A 13,853-nucleotide genomic window follows, 5' to 3' on the forward strand; every position below is an offset into this window, starting at 1 on the left:
TGATGACCACCCCCTCCGCATGGTTGCCTCACCGCAGATGGCGCTTGATCCAACCCAAAGTGATCGCCTGACGATGGGCACGCGGCGGACAATGGCCTTCGATATCAAACACCACGCTGTCGCCGTTGCGGGCGCGCTGCATCAACGCGTCAACATCCACCAAGGGGGCCACCGGGTCGGCATTGGTGGTGATCACCAGCAGAGGCGTGTCCAGCTTGGAGCCCTGCATCAGGCCTTGTTGATCCAGAGAAATCGGCCGCAGCAAAGGCGCAACCTCTTCTGACGGGGCAGCGGTGCTGAGGCCCAGTCGGGTTTTCACCCCGTCCATCGTGTAGGCAGGCAGAGCGTCATAGACTTCCGGCGGAGCCATGAAGGGGCGGTGCAACGGGCCACAGATCGAGATCACCCCCGCCAGATCCAAATCGCCACGCGCCAGGAACGCCCGCGCCGCCGCATGGCCGCCAAAACTGGCCCCCATCACAAAGATGTTGCCCTCATCAATCGCCTCTTGCTGCTTGGCCCAGCGCACGGCTGCCGCATGCAGCTTGTCCGATTTGCCATCGCGCAGGTCAAAGGCGCGGCTGTCGCCCAGCCCCGGCATGTCCAATGAAAGCAGGCCAATACCCTGATCCGCCAAATAGCGTTCGTAAAACACCAGGGCGGATTCCTTGGACACATCCGACCCGTAAGACATCACCACCAGCGGGCTTGGGCCCTCAGCTTCCGGCAGGTGCAGATAGGCCTCAAACCCTTTGCCCTCTTCCTGCAATTGCAGCACCTTAAACTGCCCTGGGGCCGTCACGGCAATTTCGCGGTAGGCATCCCCCGAACGCTCCAGAGCCGCCACCGCGTTTGGGTCGTTGGTGTGCGGATTAGAGGCGGTTTGGAAATAGACCATCGCTTCGGTAAAGGCGGCACGGCGCTGTGCCGGATCGCTTAACCCTTCGCCGCGTGTCATCGCCGCTTCGCCCGCGGTGCGGAATTCATAGATCCAATTGCCCGCGCCATAGGCCTTGATGGTGTCCGGCTGCTCTTCGCCCAAGCGCGCGCCTTTGGCCGTGGCAATCCGCGCCAGCACCGCATTCAGCGTTGCCGGATCTGCCCCCAGATAGCTGAGCGTTTCCACTTCCACCGGATGATACCAGTTTCCCTCTTCCGGGCTGCGAAAGTCCTGTGCCTGAAGCGCGCTGCCCAGACAGGTGGTCACTAGTGTGCCTGCCATCAATTTCTGCAAATTCATCGTTCCTCTCCTATTTGTCAACTATGGTTGATAATTGACAGTTGGGAGCGCCCCGGTATTTTGTCAACCATGAGTGATAAAAAACCTGACTACCCGGGCCGCAACAACATCCGTGGCCTTGTGCAAGACCTTGCCGAACAGTTTGACGCGATTGCCGACGCGTTGCGTGAAGAGACCGTCTTTGCCGGTACGCGGCCCAAAGATGCCAAAACCTTCATGCTGATTTCCCGCCAGGCCCGCGGCATTTCAGATCTGGCCAAAGCGTTGCAAATCTCCCGCCAGGCCACCCATAAATCGGTGCAACGATTGATTGTCGCCGGGGTTGTCGAACTGAACTATGTCGAAGGCTCTCGCCGCGACATGATCGCCAGCATCACCCCAGCCGGGTTGGAGGCACGCAAAGTTGGGCTGCACATCGCAGGCAAGGTTGAGGCGCAAGCCGAGGCACGGATTGGCAAGGCGCGGCTAGAGGCCTTTCGCCAGACATTACAAGATCTGACCCGGCGCGAAGACTAGCCCTGCTGCCGATCTGCAGAGGGCGGCAGTTCATCCTCCACAAAGCTCTTGAAATCCTGCATGAAACTCATGGTCTGCTTGCTGAACATCCCCGGCATCAGCCAGGCCATCAGACGTAGAAATCCTTTGCAGCGAAATTCGCTTTCGACCCACCAATGGGTGGTATGATTGTCGATCACCTCAAACCGGTTGTCGACGCGGCTCCACACGCCATCGGCCTCGTAAATGCCAGTAAAGGCGTCGGGAAATTCGCGACGAACAATGGTTTCCGTCATCGTGATCTCGCGTTTCCCCATCTTGTATTCGATCCGGGACACGGCACCCTCTTTGCCCTCTTCACCACCGATGTGGGGGAAACTGACCAAACCTTTCTGCCACTTTGGCAGGTTTGCCTGATCATCAAACAGCGTCACCACGGCGTCACGCGGTCGGTCGATGGTGAGTGTGCAGCTGTAACGCATGAAATCCCTCCCCTTCGGGCACCAGTGTGGCACGGTTTACGCGACCCGTCACCTGTTGCCGCCTTTCATGGCGGCAAAACAAAACGCGCGGAGCCTCTCAGCCCCGCGCGTTCCTGTTCAGTGAAAAACGGTCGGGGACCGGATCACTTCATCTTGATGCGGCCGTCCACATAAGGCGTGTAAGGCGCATTTTCAGCCAGATATTCGGCAGTCACATCTGCCAGATCGGGGCCAAAGTCATAAGCGTTCATCGCGTCACGGAACATTTTGTAGCCGTCGCCGCCGTTCCGCACGTAGTTGTTCGACACCGCGCCATAGACCTTGTCCAGATCTACAGGCGCGCCGCCAACCATCACGTCCGAAATACGCGAGCCAACTTCGGCCGAGACATCCACGGTGAAGGTCATGCCCGCAACCTGCGGGAAACGGCCTTTGACTTCTTCGATCTGGCTCACACCGTTTTCCAGCGCAGCCACCAGTGTCGAGCCCTTGATCTGGAAGGTCGACAGGGTGTTCTGGAACGGCAGCACCGTCAGCACTTCGCCCATGGTCACGTCACCCGAGTCGATCGAGGCCCGCAGACCACCGGAGTTGGCAATTGCAATGTCGATGCCCTGTTCGGCCACACGGGCCAGCATCGCATCTGCCACAAGGTTGCCCATCTGGCATTCCTTCACGCGGCAATCCCCACGCTCGCCATTGATCGCTTCGGCGGAAGAGGCAACAACCTTGTTGCGGATCTCATCCAGCGGACCAGCAGCTTCGGTGATACGCGCTTTGGTGCCTTCGTCTTCGGCAACGCCAGCATCCATGATGATCGGCTCACCGGTGGCCGAAACGATCTCACCCGCGTCGTTGAAGGTGACGTTCAACTCGCCCAGGAACTTGCCGTAGGCATAGGCCGAAACAATCGCAGTGCCACCCACCATGGTCGGATAGGCGCCTTCGGCACGGTCCGAGGTGTTGGACAGATAGGTGTTGGAGTGGCCACCAACGATCACGTCAACACCGGTGGTGTTGGCTGCAACCTGCTGATCCACAACATAGCCCGAGTGCGACAGAACGATGATCTTGTTCACACCTTCTGCGGTCAGCTTGTCGACTTCACCCTGAACCGCCTCGGACGGGTCGGTGAAGATCACGTTGGGACCGGGCGACGCCAGCTCATCGGTGTCCTGCGGGGTCAGACCGATCATGCCGATCTTTTCACCGCCACGTTCAATCACAGTCGATTTGGCCAGTTTGCCAGCCAGCAGCGGTTCACCCGACACATCAGCGTTGGACATCAGGATCGGGAAGTTCACCGCATCCATAAATCCGCGCAGCACTTCGGGGCCATCGTCAAACTCGTGGTTGCCAACGGTCATGCCGTCGTACCCCAGTTTGTTCATCATCTCAGCGGCAAGTTTGCCTTTGTAATAAGTGTAGAACAGCGTGCCCTGGAACTGGTCGCCCCCATCCACCAGGATCGAGTTCTCAGCACGCGCACGGGCCGCTTCTACAGCGGTCACCAGACGGGCGGAACCACCGAAACACTTACCTTCGGCGTTGCTGTCGGCCGAACAGCCCGAGTCATATTTGCTGATCGGTTCAAAACGGGCGTGGAAATCATTGGTGTGCAAAACGGTCAGATTAAAATCTGCCGCAGCCGCACCTGCACTCAGGGCGAGCGCAGCGGCGGAGGCAAGTAGACGAACGGACATGGTCTTCCTCTCTGTTGATTATTATCGCGTGAATCTGCACTGGTGTGCACCAACTGTCAAAAACTCAGTGCACATAGTGGTTTCAGGCCGGTGCAGCTCCGCTGTTAGGCCTCGATTGTAACCGAATCGCTACGAAATCCGGATGGTTTTTGTGGCAATTTTTACCTGACGTATGGGCAGGGGCAGCTTCGGACCTGTTGGATTCGCCGCGCGGCTGCGAATTTGAGTATTTCTGGATCATTGAAAGCGGCGTTTTTCGCGCGCCAGCAGGCCCAAGCCTTGACGGGTGCGGCGCGGGGCGGCATCACGCGGCCATGCTGATTTACAAGATATTTCGCGCACCCGAATGGCAGGTGCTGGTCGATCACGGCGAAACCACCGGTGCGCCCATCGATGTCGCGGACGGCTATGTCCATTTCTCCACCGCAGAACAGGCCGCTGAAACCGCTGCGAAACACTTCGCCGGCGAAGCAGATCTGACCCTGCTGGCGCTGGAGGCTGAGGCGCTGGGCGAGGCGCTGAAGTGGGAAGTGTCCCGCGGTGGCGCATTGTTCCCACATCTCTACCGCAGCTTGCGGATGGAGGATGTCACCTGGTCCAAACCCCTGCCGCTGGTGGACGGGTTGCATCAATTCCCGGAGGATATGGCATGAAACTGATCGAGAAACTGGGGCTTTCTGCCCTGCATCGCTTCGATCCGGAACGGGCCCACGGTCTGGCGCTGCTGGCTCTGCGTTCGGGTGCCGCGCCTCTGGCGGGTTTGGTGACTTCGCCGCGTCTGCGTACCTCGGTCGCCGGTCTGAACATGGCCAACCCGCTGGGCATTGCCGCCGGATTTGACAAAAACGCCGAAGTGCTGTCGCCGCTGTCACGGTCGGGCTTTGGCTTTGTTGAGGTGGGCGCAGCAACGCCCCGCCCGCAGCCCGGCAACCCCAAGCCCCGTCTGTTCCGCCTGTCCGAAGACCGCGCCGCAATCAACCGCTTCGGTTTTAACAACGAGGGGATGGAGGCCATCGGCACCCGCCTGTCCCAACGTCCACGTGACATGGTGCTGGGGCTGAACCTCGGCGCGAACAAAGACAGCGAAGACCGCGCCAGCGATTTCGCCCGTGTGCTGAGCCACTGCGGCGCGCATCTGGATTTCGCCACGGTCAACGTGTCGTCGCCGAACACCGAAAAACTGCGTGATCTGCAAGGGGCAGCGGCGCTGACCAGCCTGCTGAACGGCGTGATTGACGCCCGCAACGCCTTGGCGCGCCCGATCCCGATCTTCCTGAAAATCGCCCCCGATCTGACCGGCGCCGAGATTGCCGAGATCGGTGAGGTGGCGCTGTCCACCGGTATCGACGCAGTGATTGCCACCAACACCACCCTGTCACGGGACGGTTTGCAGAGCGCGCACGCAGGCGAAGCCGGTGGCCTGTCCGGCGCACCGCTGTTTGACAAATCGACCCGTGTTCTGGCGCAATTGTCGGCGCAACTGGATGGACGACTGCCAATTATTGGCGTCGGCGGTATTTCCTCGCCTGCAGAAGCCTATGCAAAAATCTGCGCTGGGGCCTCGGCCGTGCAGCTTTACACCGCGCTGATCTACGGCGGGCTGAGCCTTGGGGCAGAGATTGCCCGTGGGCTGGACCGCCTGCTGGAAGAGGACGGCTTTGCCAATGTGGCCGAAGCTGTGGGCAGCAAACGGGGGGACTGGCTATGATCACCATCTGGCACAATCCGCGTTGCTCGAAGTCGCGCCAGACCCTTGCCTTGATCGAGGGCAAGGGCGACGTCACCGTGCGCCGCTATCTGGAGGACAGCCCAAGCGCAGAGGAGATCCGTTTGGCGTTGAAACGCCTTGGGATTTCGGCAGTTGAGCTGATGCGGGTGAAGGAGAAACGGTTCAAGGAACTGGAGTTGTCCAAAACCGATCCCGAAGAGGTTCTGGTGGCCGCAATGGTGGCAAATCCTGTCCTAATCGAACGACCTGTGGTTTTCGCAGGCGACCAAGCGGCCATTGGCCGTCCACCGGAACAGATTTTGGATATTCTCTGACCTGGCCGGTTCAAAATGCATGGGCTATCCACAGAAAAGCATGTCGTGGATAACCCGTTTTAGTGTTGAAATTCAGCGATCTATTTTGGTTAATGCCGCGATAGGTTGAGGTCGGGCGACGTCATTAAGCCGCGCCTGAAATCCACAAGATATCCACAGCCCCGCGACCGCGTTCAGGCAGCCTCCAGGTTGTCTTTTTGCAACGCCGCCCGTGCTTCCAGCTTCGGGTAGCGCCAAGCCAGGGTTGCGGCGCGGATGACAAAACTTACCAACATAGATATCCACAGCCCGTGGTTGCCCAGCGACGGCACCAGCAGCGCCAATGCGGCAAGATAGACCAACAGGCTGATCGCCATCATATTGCGCATGTCCCGCGTCGCCGTGGCCCCAATGAACACCCCGTCCAACATCCAGCTGGCAAGGCCAATGATCGGGCAGATCACCAGGTAGGGCAGGAAGGCCCGTGCACCGGAACGCACCTCTTCGGCGGAGGTCATAATGTCGATGATCTGGCCACCGAACAGCGCAAAAAACAGCGCCATCCCCAGCGAGACAACGATCCCCCAGAAACTGGTGATCAGGGCGGCGCGGCGCATATGGCGTGCTTTCCCAGCGCCGTAATATTGCGCCACCATCGCCTCGGCAGCGAAGGCGAAACCGTCCAGCCCATGCGCCGTGATGTTCAGAAACTGCACCAGCACCTGATTGGAAGCCAGCGTCACATCGCCGAAATCCGCCCCGATCAGCAGGAACATGATGAAGATCGTCTGCAGCATCAGCGACCGCAGCAAAATGTCCGAGTTGACCGCCATCATATGTTTCAAAGCGGCGCGATCAAACACCCGTTCCCACGCGTGCCAGGCGGGATTGCGAAAGGCATGTCGGCAGAGCCACAGCCCCATGAAACAGCCGCTCCATTCCGCCAAAAACGTTGCAATCGCAACACCCTCGACGCCCCAGCCCAGCCCCAGAACAAACCAGAGGTCCAGCAAGATATTCAGCCCGTTCATCCAGATTTGCAGAGCAAACACCGCTCGAGTGCGCTCTTGCGCAATCAACCAGCCGGTCAGGCCGTAAACGGCGATGGCGGCGGGGGCGGAGTAGACCCGGATCTGCATATAGTCGCGCGCCAGCGCCTCAACCTCTGCAGAGGCAGGCGAGATCTGGAAGGCGGCCCAGAAGATCGGCAGTTGCAGTAGGATCACCGCCACCCCGCCCATGCCCGCGATCAACAAGGCGCGGGTCAATAGCGCCGCAACTTCGCCGCTGCGTCCTGCCCCCAACGCCTGCCCCACCAGACCGGTGGTGCCCATCCGCAGGAAGCCGAACATCCAGTAAATCGCGCTAAGGAAAATCGCCCCCACGCCAACCGCACCGATTGGCACGGCCTGCCCCATTTGCCCGACCACGCCCGTGTCCACCGCCCCCAGCAAAGGCACGGTGGCATTGGACAGCACAATGGGCAGGGCGATGTTCAGGACACGTCGATGGGTGATTTCCTGCGTCGCGTTAACCGGTTCAGCCATCACGGGACGGCATCAGGAAATGCCCGGTGGCCTGCGCAAAGGGACGGGCGCGATTGTCTTGCCAAGCTTCCACATGGACAGAGGCATAGCGCCGCCCGGACCGGTTCACCCGCGCCCGTGCATAGGCATCGCGAGGAAGACCAGAACGCAGGTAGTCTACTGTAAAATCGATTGTTTTGGGCAGGCTTGGCATCTTTCCGTCAACCAGGGACTCGGCCTCCAGACGACCGCTTTCAATGTCTTCCCACAGGGTTGCCCAGCTCAGGCCGATGATCGAAGTCATCTCCAGAAACGCCGCCGTGGCCCCGCCATGCAGCGCTGGCAACATGGGGTTGCCGATCAGTTCATCCTTGAAAGGCATGATCGCCGTTAACTCATCACCACGCCGGTCAAACTCGATCCCAAGGAACGAGATGTAGGGCACGCTGGCCACCAGAGCCTTCAGTGCCGCGTCGCGCCGCTGCTTCACCACTTGCACCGGTTCAGGTTTCTTAAACGGCATTATTTCTTCTCCGCGGTGAAGGCGCCCGTGGCCGTGGCCACCAGCGATGTGTCGTTGTCATCCAGCGCTTCGGCGCGCACAAAAGCGACCGAGCGGGTGACACGGTAACAGGTGGCGCGGGTGCGGATCGCCTGCCCCGGCGTGGCCGGGCGCATGTAGTCAATCCGCAAATCTATTGTGGCTGTGGTGCCGGTGGCATCGGGATGGCTCATCACTGCCGCGCCGCAGGTGGTGTCCAGCAGCGCAAAGACCGCGCCACCGTGAATCACCCCGGTTTCCGGATCCCCGACAAAACGTGCGTCATAAGGCATCCGCATTTCAGCCGTGCCACCGCCGACATTGGTAAACTCCATGCCCAGCGCCTTGGAATGCGGGATCGCTTCGATGAATTGCTGCGCGTTTTTGGTATTGTCGTTGCGCTTGTCTGTGCTCATGTTTCGCCCCTTCGCACCCCGTGGAGGTTGTGCTGTGAATAGACCGTCTTGCGCAGGGTTTCGCAAGGGCGGTGGTTGCCCTTCGTCAATCAAGCCCCTAGTTTGCCGCCAAGGGAGTTGTTTGCCATGTCCGAAATCAGACTGTCATTCAAAGAGATGTGCGCCAAGTTCGACGTGACACCTCGGACGCTGCGTTACTATGAATACATCGAGTTGCTGCAACCGGAACGGCAGGGCCGCTCGCGGTTCTATGGCGCGCGCGAAGTGGCGCGGATGACGCTTATTCTACGGGGCCGCAAGTTTGGCTTTCCACTGGAGGAAATGCGCCAGTGGCTGCTGATCCGCGACAATGATGGCGATGTTGCGCAGCAGAAGGCCTGGGTGACGATGGCTGCCAATCAGCTGGCCCAGCTGGCCGAACAGCGTCAGCAGATCGACGAAGCGATGGCAGAGCTGCAAGAGCTGCATGACATCACCGTTGAGACGCTGAAAAAGGGGTGATTCCCCTGCTGGGACCGTCAAAAGCCTAACAAATTAACGAAATCTGTAGGAAAACGGCGTCCAATTCGGGCGCCGAAGTGCTTTTGACGGAGCGTCACTTTATGTGTCAAAAAGATTACCTTGATTGATCCAACGTCAACCAACATAGTGACGTAACGTACCAATTACGTAAACGTCAATCCGTGTAGTAGCCATGTCGACAGAGGCTTCACCCTGTCTTCAGAGGCCACCCATCGAAAGCGTGAAAAGATGACTGAAGAAGACACAATGACCATCCGCGAAATGTGTGACGCATTTCAGGTAACCCCCCGCACCCTGCGTTTCTATGAGGCGAAGGAACTGCTGTTTCCGATCCGTGAGGGTCAGAAACGTCTGTTCACCAAAAGCGACCGGGCCCGCCTGAAGCTGATCCTACGCGGCAAGCGTTTCGGCTTCTCCCTGGAGGAGATCCGCCAGCTTCTGGACCTCTATGACATGGGCGACGCCCAGCTGACCCAGCTGAGCCGCACCTATGAAGTGGCCCAGGACCGGCTGAACGACATGATCCGCCAGCGGGACGAGCTGAACGAAGCCATCGACGAATTGAAAGAACAGATGAAGTGGGGCGCTGAGATGATCACCTCGCTTCAGGAGCAAAAGAACGCCGCCGAGTAATCCTCTGCGGCCCACGTTTGGGAGAGAGACATGCCGAGCTATACCGCCCCTACCAAGGACCTGCAGTTTGTCCTGCACGACCTGCTGAAAGTCAGCCAGTCAGAGATCCCCGGCTACGCCGATCTGGAGGCCGATTTCACCTCCGCCGTGCTGGAAGAAGCTGGCAAGATCACCTCTGAGGTGCTGGCCCCGCTGAACGTGGTGGGCGACAAGGAAGGCTGCTCTCTGGACAACGGTGTTGTGCGGGTGCCCAACGGTTTTCAAGAGGCATTCGATCAGGTCCGCGAAGGGGGCTGGACCGGTCTGGACATGCCCGAAGAATTTGGCGGTCAGGGCCTGCCCTATGTGATGGGCACCGCGGTTGGTGAAATGTTCTCGGCCTCAAACCAGGCGTTTACCATGTATCAGGGTCTGACCCACGGCGCCGCCTCGGCCATTCTGGCCCACGGCACTGACCAGCAAAAAGAAACCTATCTGCCCAACATGGTCAGCTGTGAATGGACCGGCACCATGAACCTGACCGAACCGCATTGCGGCACCGATCTGGGCCTGATGCGTACCAAGGCAGAACCGCAGGACGACGGCTCGTTCAAAATCTCCGGCCAGAAGATCTTCATCTCAGCAGGCGAACATGAAATGGCCTCCAACATCATCCACCTGGTGCTGGCCAAGATCCCCGGCGGCCCCGACGGCATCAAAGGTGTGTCGCTGTTCATCGTGCCCAAGTTCATGGTCAACGAAGACGGCTCGCTTGGCGCACGCAACGGCGTCAGCTGTGGCGCCTTGGAAGAAAAGATGGGCATCCACGGCAACTCGACCTGTGTGATGAACTATGATGAGGCCACCGGCTACCTGCTGGGCACCGAACACAAGGGCATGCGCGCCATGTTCACCATGATGAACGAGGCCCGTCTGGGCGTTGGCATGCAGGGCATGGCGCAGGCCGAAGCCGCCTATCAGAACGCACTGATCTACGCCAAGGACCGCCTGCAGGGCCGTGACGTGACCGGTGTGAAAAACCCCGAAGGCCCGGCCGATCCGCTGATCGTGCACCCCGACATCCGCCGCAACCTGATGGATCAGAAAAGCTTTGTTGAGGGTGGTCGTGCCTTCTTGCTGTGGGGCGCGATGATGATCGACAAGGCGCACCGTGACGGTGACAAAGACGCCGATGGGCTGATCTCGCTGCTGACCCCGGTGATCAAAGGCTTCCTCACCGATGAGGGCTACGACATGACCGTGCAGGCCCAGCAGGTCTACGGTGGTCACGGCTATATCGAAGAATGGGGCATGTCCCAGTTCACCCGCGACGCCCGTATCGCCATGATCTACGAAGGCGCCAACGGTGTTCAGGCGCTGGATCTGGTCGGCCGTAAACTGGCCCAGGACGGCGGCAAACACGTCATGGCTTTCTTTGATCTGGTCAAAACCTTCCTCAAAGACAACGCCGAAAACGAAGCCCTGAAGGCAGACTTCCTGGACCCGCTGAAAGCGGCCTCCAAGGATCTGCAGGCGGCGGGCATGTTCTTCATGCAGAACGGTATGAAAAACCCCAACGCGGCGCTGTCTGGGTCTTATGATTTCATGCACCTCTTTGGTCATGTCTGCCTCGGCCTGATGTGGGCGCAGATGGCCAAAGCCGCACAGGAAGCACTGGACGGCGGCGCCTCGGACAGGGCGTTTTATGAAACCAAACTGGCCACCGGTCGCTACTACATGGCGCGCCGCCTGCCGGCGACCGCCATGCACCTGGCGCGCATCAACACCGGTGCCGACACGGTGATGGCGTTGGACGCCGAACAGTTCTGAACACAGAGCAAGGGTGGGCCCAGCGGCCCACCCACCCCTTTTGCAGGTTTTGGGAGGAACCATGCCAAAACGGTTTCGTCTGACCCGCCGCATGCCCATCGCGATGACCGAAGACGCCTACCGGCGCCTGAAGAAGTTCGCTGGGGAGGCTGGGCTGGACGAAGGTGAGGCGATTTCCTTCCTGTTTGAAAACCTCGACGGGGTGATCGATGAGGAAAACTTCGGCCATAAACTGCGGCTGTTCAACGCCACTTTGGATGCCCGCAAACGCTAAATCCGCTGCGGCAGCGCGGGGGAAAATGACGGGAGAATGAGTATTTTTGGCAAGATGAAATAAGGGCGCGGCGCCCCGGCCGCACAGGTCCGACATCGGAGAGCGTGGCGCGGGGTTTCACCTTGCACGCCCATCGCCTCTCCAGGCTGTGACGCGCGGTCAGACTAGCCGGTTGTGCTTATCAGTGCGTTAATCAGGCAAAGCCAGCGGCTTTCATCTTGCCAAAAATACTCAAAACACGACGCAGCCTCAGGCCGCGCGGTTCGGGAGGAAGACCATGACCATCAAACTGCATTGCTTCGGCGAAAGCGGCAATTCCTACAAGGCAGCCCTGGCGCTGCAGCTCTCTGGCCTCGACTGGGAGCCGGTGTTTGTTGATTTCTTCAACGGCGCTGCGCGCCAGCCGGAGTATCTGGAAAACGTCAACGCCATGGGCGAAGCACCGGTTCTGGTGGACGGCGACGTAAAGCTCAGCCAATCCGGTGTGATACAGCAGTACATCACCGACAAAAGCGGCAAATTCGGAGGCAGCGACGCCGAGAAATACGATGTGCTGCGCTGGGTACTGTGGGACAATCACAAATTGTCCAGCCAGGCCGGCATGACCCGTTTCCTGATGAACTTCCTGCCCGAGGACAAACGTCCACAGCAGGTGATCCCCTTCATGCAGGGCCGCCTGAAAGCCGCCTATGCGGTGCTGAACAAACATCTGGAAGGGCGCGACTGGATCGTGGGCAGCGGCATCACCAACGCCGACATTTCCTGCTGCGGTTACCTCTACTACCCCGAGCCCTTCGGGTTTGACCGCAACGAGTGGTCCAACATCGACCGTTGGCTCGACAATATCTCCAGCCTTGAGGGCTGGAAGCCCCCCTATGACCTGATGCCCGGCCATCCCTCGGACCGGGCCTAAGCCGCAACCTGATTTCACACAGGAGAAGACAAGCGATGAAAGATGTCTTTATCTACGACGCGCTGCGCACCCCGCGTGGCAAGGGCCGCAAGGATGGCTCACTGCATGAGGTGACCGCCTCGCGCCTTTCGGCCAATGTGCTGAACGCTCTGAAGGAGCGTAACAATCTGGAGGGTCACGCCGTTGAGGATGTGATCTGGGGCAATGCCACCCAGGTGATGGAACAGGGCGCCTGCCTGGCGCGGACCGCGGTTCTGGCCTCGGATCTGGACGAGCGTATTCCCGGCCTGTCGATCAACCGCTTCTGCGCCTCGGGCATGGAGGCAGTGAACCTTGCCGCCAACCAGATCGCCGGTGGCGCAGGCGATGGCTACATCGCCGGTGGTGTTGAGATGATGAGCCGCGTGCCGATGGGCAGCGACGGCGCGGCGGTGGCGGCGGATCCTTCTGTCGCGATGGAAACCTACTTTGTGCCGCAGGGCATTTCGGCCGATATCATTGCCACCGAATATGGCTTCACCCGCGATCAGGCCGACGCATTGGCCGTTGAATCGCAGCGCCGCGCCGCCGAGGCGATGGCGGATGGCCGTTTCGACAAATCGGTGATTGCGGTCAAAGACGTGAACGGTCTGACCATCCTGGACCGCGACGAATACCCTCGTCCCGGCACCGACATGCAGGGCCTTGGCGCGCTGAAGCCGGCGTTTAAGGATCTGGGGGAAGTGATGCCCGGTTTCGACAAGGTGGCGCTGCTGAAATACCCGCATCTGGAAAAGATCAACCACATCCACCACGCCGGCAACTCGTCCGGTATCGTGGACGGATCCGCAGGTGTTCTGTTGGGCAACGAGGAGTTCGGCAAGAAGTTCGGCCTGGCGCCGCGCGCCCGCATTCGTGCAACCGCCAAGATCGGCACCGATCCAACCATCATGCTGACCGGCCCGGTCCCTGTGACCGAAAAACTGCTGGCTGACAGCGGCATGGCCATTTCGGACATCGACCTGTTTGAGGTGAACGAAGCTTTCGCTTCGGTCGTACTGCGCTTTCAGCAGGCGTTTGATGTTGATCCGTCGCTGGTCAACGTGAACGGCGGCTCGATCGCGCTGGGTCACCCTTTGGGCGCCACCGGCGCAATCATCATCGGCACCCTGTTGGATGAGCTGGAGCGTCAGGACAAAGAGGTTGGTCTGGCCACCCTCTGCGTGGCCTCCGGCATGGGCGCCGCCACCGTGATCGAACGTGTGTAATCAGTGACGTCATCGCGCACATATCACTTC

The 13,853-nt window shown here is 59.7% G+C and carries 16 protein-coding genes; 10 read left to right on the forward strand and 6 right to left on the reverse strand.

Annotated features, from left to right (window positions below):
• Positions 1-28: 28 nt before the first annotated feature.
• Entirely contained in the window at positions 29-1,240 is a 1,212-nt protein-coding gene (locus tag SIC14_RS01105) for an alpha/beta fold hydrolase (protein ID WP_412564011.1), read from the reverse strand.
• A 69-nt stretch (positions 1,241-1,309) separates the two neighbouring features.
• Here SIC14_RS01105 and SIC14_RS01110 point away from each other — a divergent pair, with 69 nt between their 5' ends.
• Positions 1,310-1,756 (forward strand): hypothetical protein, encoded by a 447-nt coding sequence (locus SIC14_RS01110; RefSeq protein WP_412564012.1) that lies wholly within the window; start codon positions 1,310-1,312, stop codon positions 1,754-1,756.
• Here the strand turns inward: SIC14_RS01110 and SIC14_RS01115 are convergent.
• On the reverse strand, positions 1,753-2,217 hold the full coding sequence (locus SIC14_RS01115) for an SRPBCC family protein (protein ID WP_412564013.1): 465 nt from the start codon (positions 2,215-2,217) through the stop codon (positions 1,753-1,755). The genes SIC14_RS01110 and SIC14_RS01115 overlap by 4 nt on opposite strands.
• Positions 2,218-2,360: 143 nt before the next feature.
• Complete coding sequence (locus SIC14_RS01120) at positions 2,361-3,920, reverse strand: bifunctional metallophosphatase/5'-nucleotidase (protein ID WP_412564014.1); 1,560 nt, start codon at positions 3,918-3,920, stop codon at positions 2,361-2,363.
• Between the two features lie 314 nt (positions 3,921-4,234).
• On the opposite strand from SIC14_RS01120, the gene SIC14_RS01125 reads away from it, so the two are divergent.
• From SIC14_RS01125 to arsC, 3 genes are read left to right on the forward strand one after another with little or no spacing between them, the layout of a single operon-like run.
• Complete coding sequence (locus tag SIC14_RS01125) at positions 4,235-4,573, forward strand: DUF952 domain-containing protein (RefSeq protein WP_412564015.1); 339 nt, start codon at positions 4,235-4,237, stop codon at positions 4,571-4,573.
• A complete protein-coding gene (locus SIC14_RS01130) occupies positions 4,570-5,628 on the forward strand; it encodes a quinone-dependent dihydroorotate dehydrogenase (protein WP_412564016.1) in 1,059 nt (352 codons plus the stop codon). The genes SIC14_RS01125 and SIC14_RS01130 overlap by 4 nt, the downstream gene beginning before the upstream one ends.
• Positions 5,625-5,963: an arsenate reductase (glutaredoxin) gene (arsC, locus tag SIC14_RS01135; RefSeq protein WP_412564017.1), complete on the forward strand. Its 339-nt coding sequence runs from the start codon at positions 5,625-5,627 to the stop codon at positions 5,961-5,963. Before SIC14_RS01130 ends, arsC begins: the two co-directional genes overlap by 4 nt.
• Positions 5,964-6,136: 173 nt before the next feature.
• Here the strand turns inward: arsC and SIC14_RS01140 are convergent, their stop codons facing one another.
• From SIC14_RS01140 to SIC14_RS01150, 3 genes are read right to left on the reverse strand one after another with little or no spacing between them, the layout of a single operon-like run.
• Positions 6,137-7,489: an MATE family efflux transporter gene (locus SIC14_RS01140; RefSeq protein WP_412564018.1), complete on the reverse strand. Its 1,353-nt coding sequence runs from the start codon at positions 7,487-7,489 to the stop codon at positions 6,137-6,139.
• The gene (locus tag SIC14_RS01145; RefSeq protein ID WP_412564019.1) at positions 7,482-7,991 is read right to left on the reverse strand and encodes a PaaI family thioesterase; all 510 of its coding nucleotides are present in this window, start codon (positions 7,989-7,991) and stop codon (positions 7,482-7,484) included. Before SIC14_RS01145 ends, SIC14_RS01140 begins: the two co-directional genes overlap by 8 nt.
• Positions 7,991-8,425 (reverse strand): PaaI family thioesterase, encoded by a 435-nt coding sequence (locus SIC14_RS01150; protein WP_412564020.1) that lies wholly within the window; start codon positions 8,423-8,425, stop codon positions 7,991-7,993. Before SIC14_RS01150 ends, SIC14_RS01145 begins: the two co-directional genes overlap by 1 nt.
• Before the next feature lie 126 nt (positions 8,426-8,551).
• On the opposite strand from SIC14_RS01150, the gene SIC14_RS01155 reads away from it, so the two are divergent.
• The 6 genes from SIC14_RS01155 to SIC14_RS01180 all read left to right on the forward strand — a co-directional run bounded on the left by SIC14_RS01155 (position 8,552) and on the right by SIC14_RS01180 (position 13,823).
• Positions 8,552-8,926: a MerR family transcriptional regulator gene (locus SIC14_RS01155; RefSeq protein ID WP_412564021.1), complete on the forward strand. Its 375-nt coding sequence runs from the start codon at positions 8,552-8,554 to the stop codon at positions 8,924-8,926.
• Between the two features lie 249 nt (positions 8,927-9,175).
• A complete protein-coding gene (locus tag SIC14_RS01160) occupies positions 9,176-9,580 on the forward strand; it encodes a MerR family transcriptional regulator (RefSeq protein ID WP_412564022.1) in 405 nt (134 codons plus the stop codon).
• Between the two features lie 30 nt (positions 9,581-9,610).
• Positions 9,611-11,389: an acyl-CoA dehydrogenase C-terminal domain-containing protein gene (locus SIC14_RS01165; protein WP_412564023.1), complete on the forward strand. Its 1,779-nt coding sequence runs from the start codon at positions 9,611-9,613 to the stop codon at positions 11,387-11,389.
• A 61-nt stretch (positions 11,390-11,450) separates the two neighbouring features.
• A complete protein-coding gene (locus SIC14_RS01170; RefSeq protein WP_412564024.1) occupies positions 11,451-11,663 on the forward strand; it encodes a hypothetical protein in 213 nt (70 codons plus the stop codon).
• Between the two features lie 277 nt (positions 11,664-11,940).
• On the forward strand, positions 11,941-12,576 hold the full coding sequence (locus SIC14_RS01175) for a glutathione S-transferase family protein (RefSeq protein WP_412564025.1): 636 nt from the start codon (positions 11,941-11,943) through the stop codon (positions 12,574-12,576).
• A 35-nt stretch (positions 12,577-12,611) separates the two neighbouring features.
• Positions 12,612-13,823, forward strand: a complete 1,212-nt coding sequence (locus tag SIC14_RS01180) for an acetyl-CoA C-acetyltransferase (RefSeq protein WP_412564026.1) — start codon at positions 12,612-12,614, stop codon at positions 13,821-13,823.
• The last annotated feature ends 30 nt before the right edge of the window (positions 13,824-13,853 follow it).

Source organism: Thalassobius sp. MITS945101, from assembly GCF_047123305.1.
Taxonomy (GTDB): domain Bacteria; phylum Pseudomonadota; class Alphaproteobacteria; order Rhodobacterales; family Rhodobacteraceae; genus Thalassobius.

Bases quoted from the DNA above. Each gene is read 5' to 3' on its own strand.
- SIC14_RS01105 (WP_412564011.1), bottom strand. From the start codon at position 1,240: ATGAATTTGCAGAAATTGATGGCAGGCACACTAGTGACCACCTGTCTG.
- SIC14_RS01110 (WP_412564012.1), top strand. From the start codon at position 1,310: ATGAGTGATAAAAAACCTGACTACCCGGGCCGCAACAACATCCGTGGC.
- SIC14_RS01115 (WP_412564013.1), bottom strand. From the start codon at position 2,217: ATGCGTTACAGCTGCACACTCACCATCGACCGACCGCGTGACGCCGTG.
- SIC14_RS01120 (WP_412564014.1), bottom strand. From the start codon at position 3,920: ATGTCCGTTCGTCTACTTGCCTCCGCCGCTGCGCTCGCCCTGAGTGCA.
- SIC14_RS01125 (WP_412564015.1), top strand. From the start codon at position 4,235: ATGCTGATTTACAAGATATTTCGCGCACCCGAATGGCAGGTGCTGGTC.
- SIC14_RS01130 (WP_412564016.1), top strand. From the start codon at position 4,570: ATGAAACTGATCGAGAAACTGGGGCTTTCTGCCCTGCATCGCTTCGAT.
- arsC (WP_412564017.1), top strand. From the start codon at position 5,625: ATGATCACCATCTGGCACAATCCGCGTTGCTCGAAGTCGCGCCAGACC.
- SIC14_RS01140 (WP_412564018.1), bottom strand. From the start codon at position 7,489: ATGGCTGAACCGGTTAACGCGACGCAGGAAATCACCCATCGACGTGTC.
- SIC14_RS01145 (WP_412564019.1), bottom strand. From the start codon at position 7,991: ATGCCGTTTAAGAAACCTGAACCGGTGCAAGTGGTGAAGCAGCGGCGC.
- SIC14_RS01150 (WP_412564020.1), bottom strand. From the start codon at position 8,425: ATGAGCACAGACAAGCGCAACGACAATACCAAAAACGCGCAGCAATTC.
- SIC14_RS01155 (WP_412564021.1), top strand. From the start codon at position 8,552: ATGTCCGAAATCAGACTGTCATTCAAAGAGATGTGCGCCAAGTTCGAC.
- SIC14_RS01160 (WP_412564022.1), top strand. From the start codon at position 9,176: ATGACTGAAGAAGACACAATGACCATCCGCGAAATGTGTGACGCATTT.
- SIC14_RS01165 (WP_412564023.1), top strand. From the start codon at position 9,611: ATGCCGAGCTATACCGCCCCTACCAAGGACCTGCAGTTTGTCCTGCAC.
- SIC14_RS01170 (WP_412564024.1), top strand. From the start codon at position 11,451: ATGCCAAAACGGTTTCGTCTGACCCGCCGCATGCCCATCGCGATGACC.
- SIC14_RS01175 (WP_412564025.1), top strand. From the start codon at position 11,941: ATGACCATCAAACTGCATTGCTTCGGCGAAAGCGGCAATTCCTACAAG.
- SIC14_RS01180 (WP_412564026.1), top strand. From the start codon at position 12,612: ATGAAAGATGTCTTTATCTACGACGCGCTGCGCACCCCGCGTGGCAAG.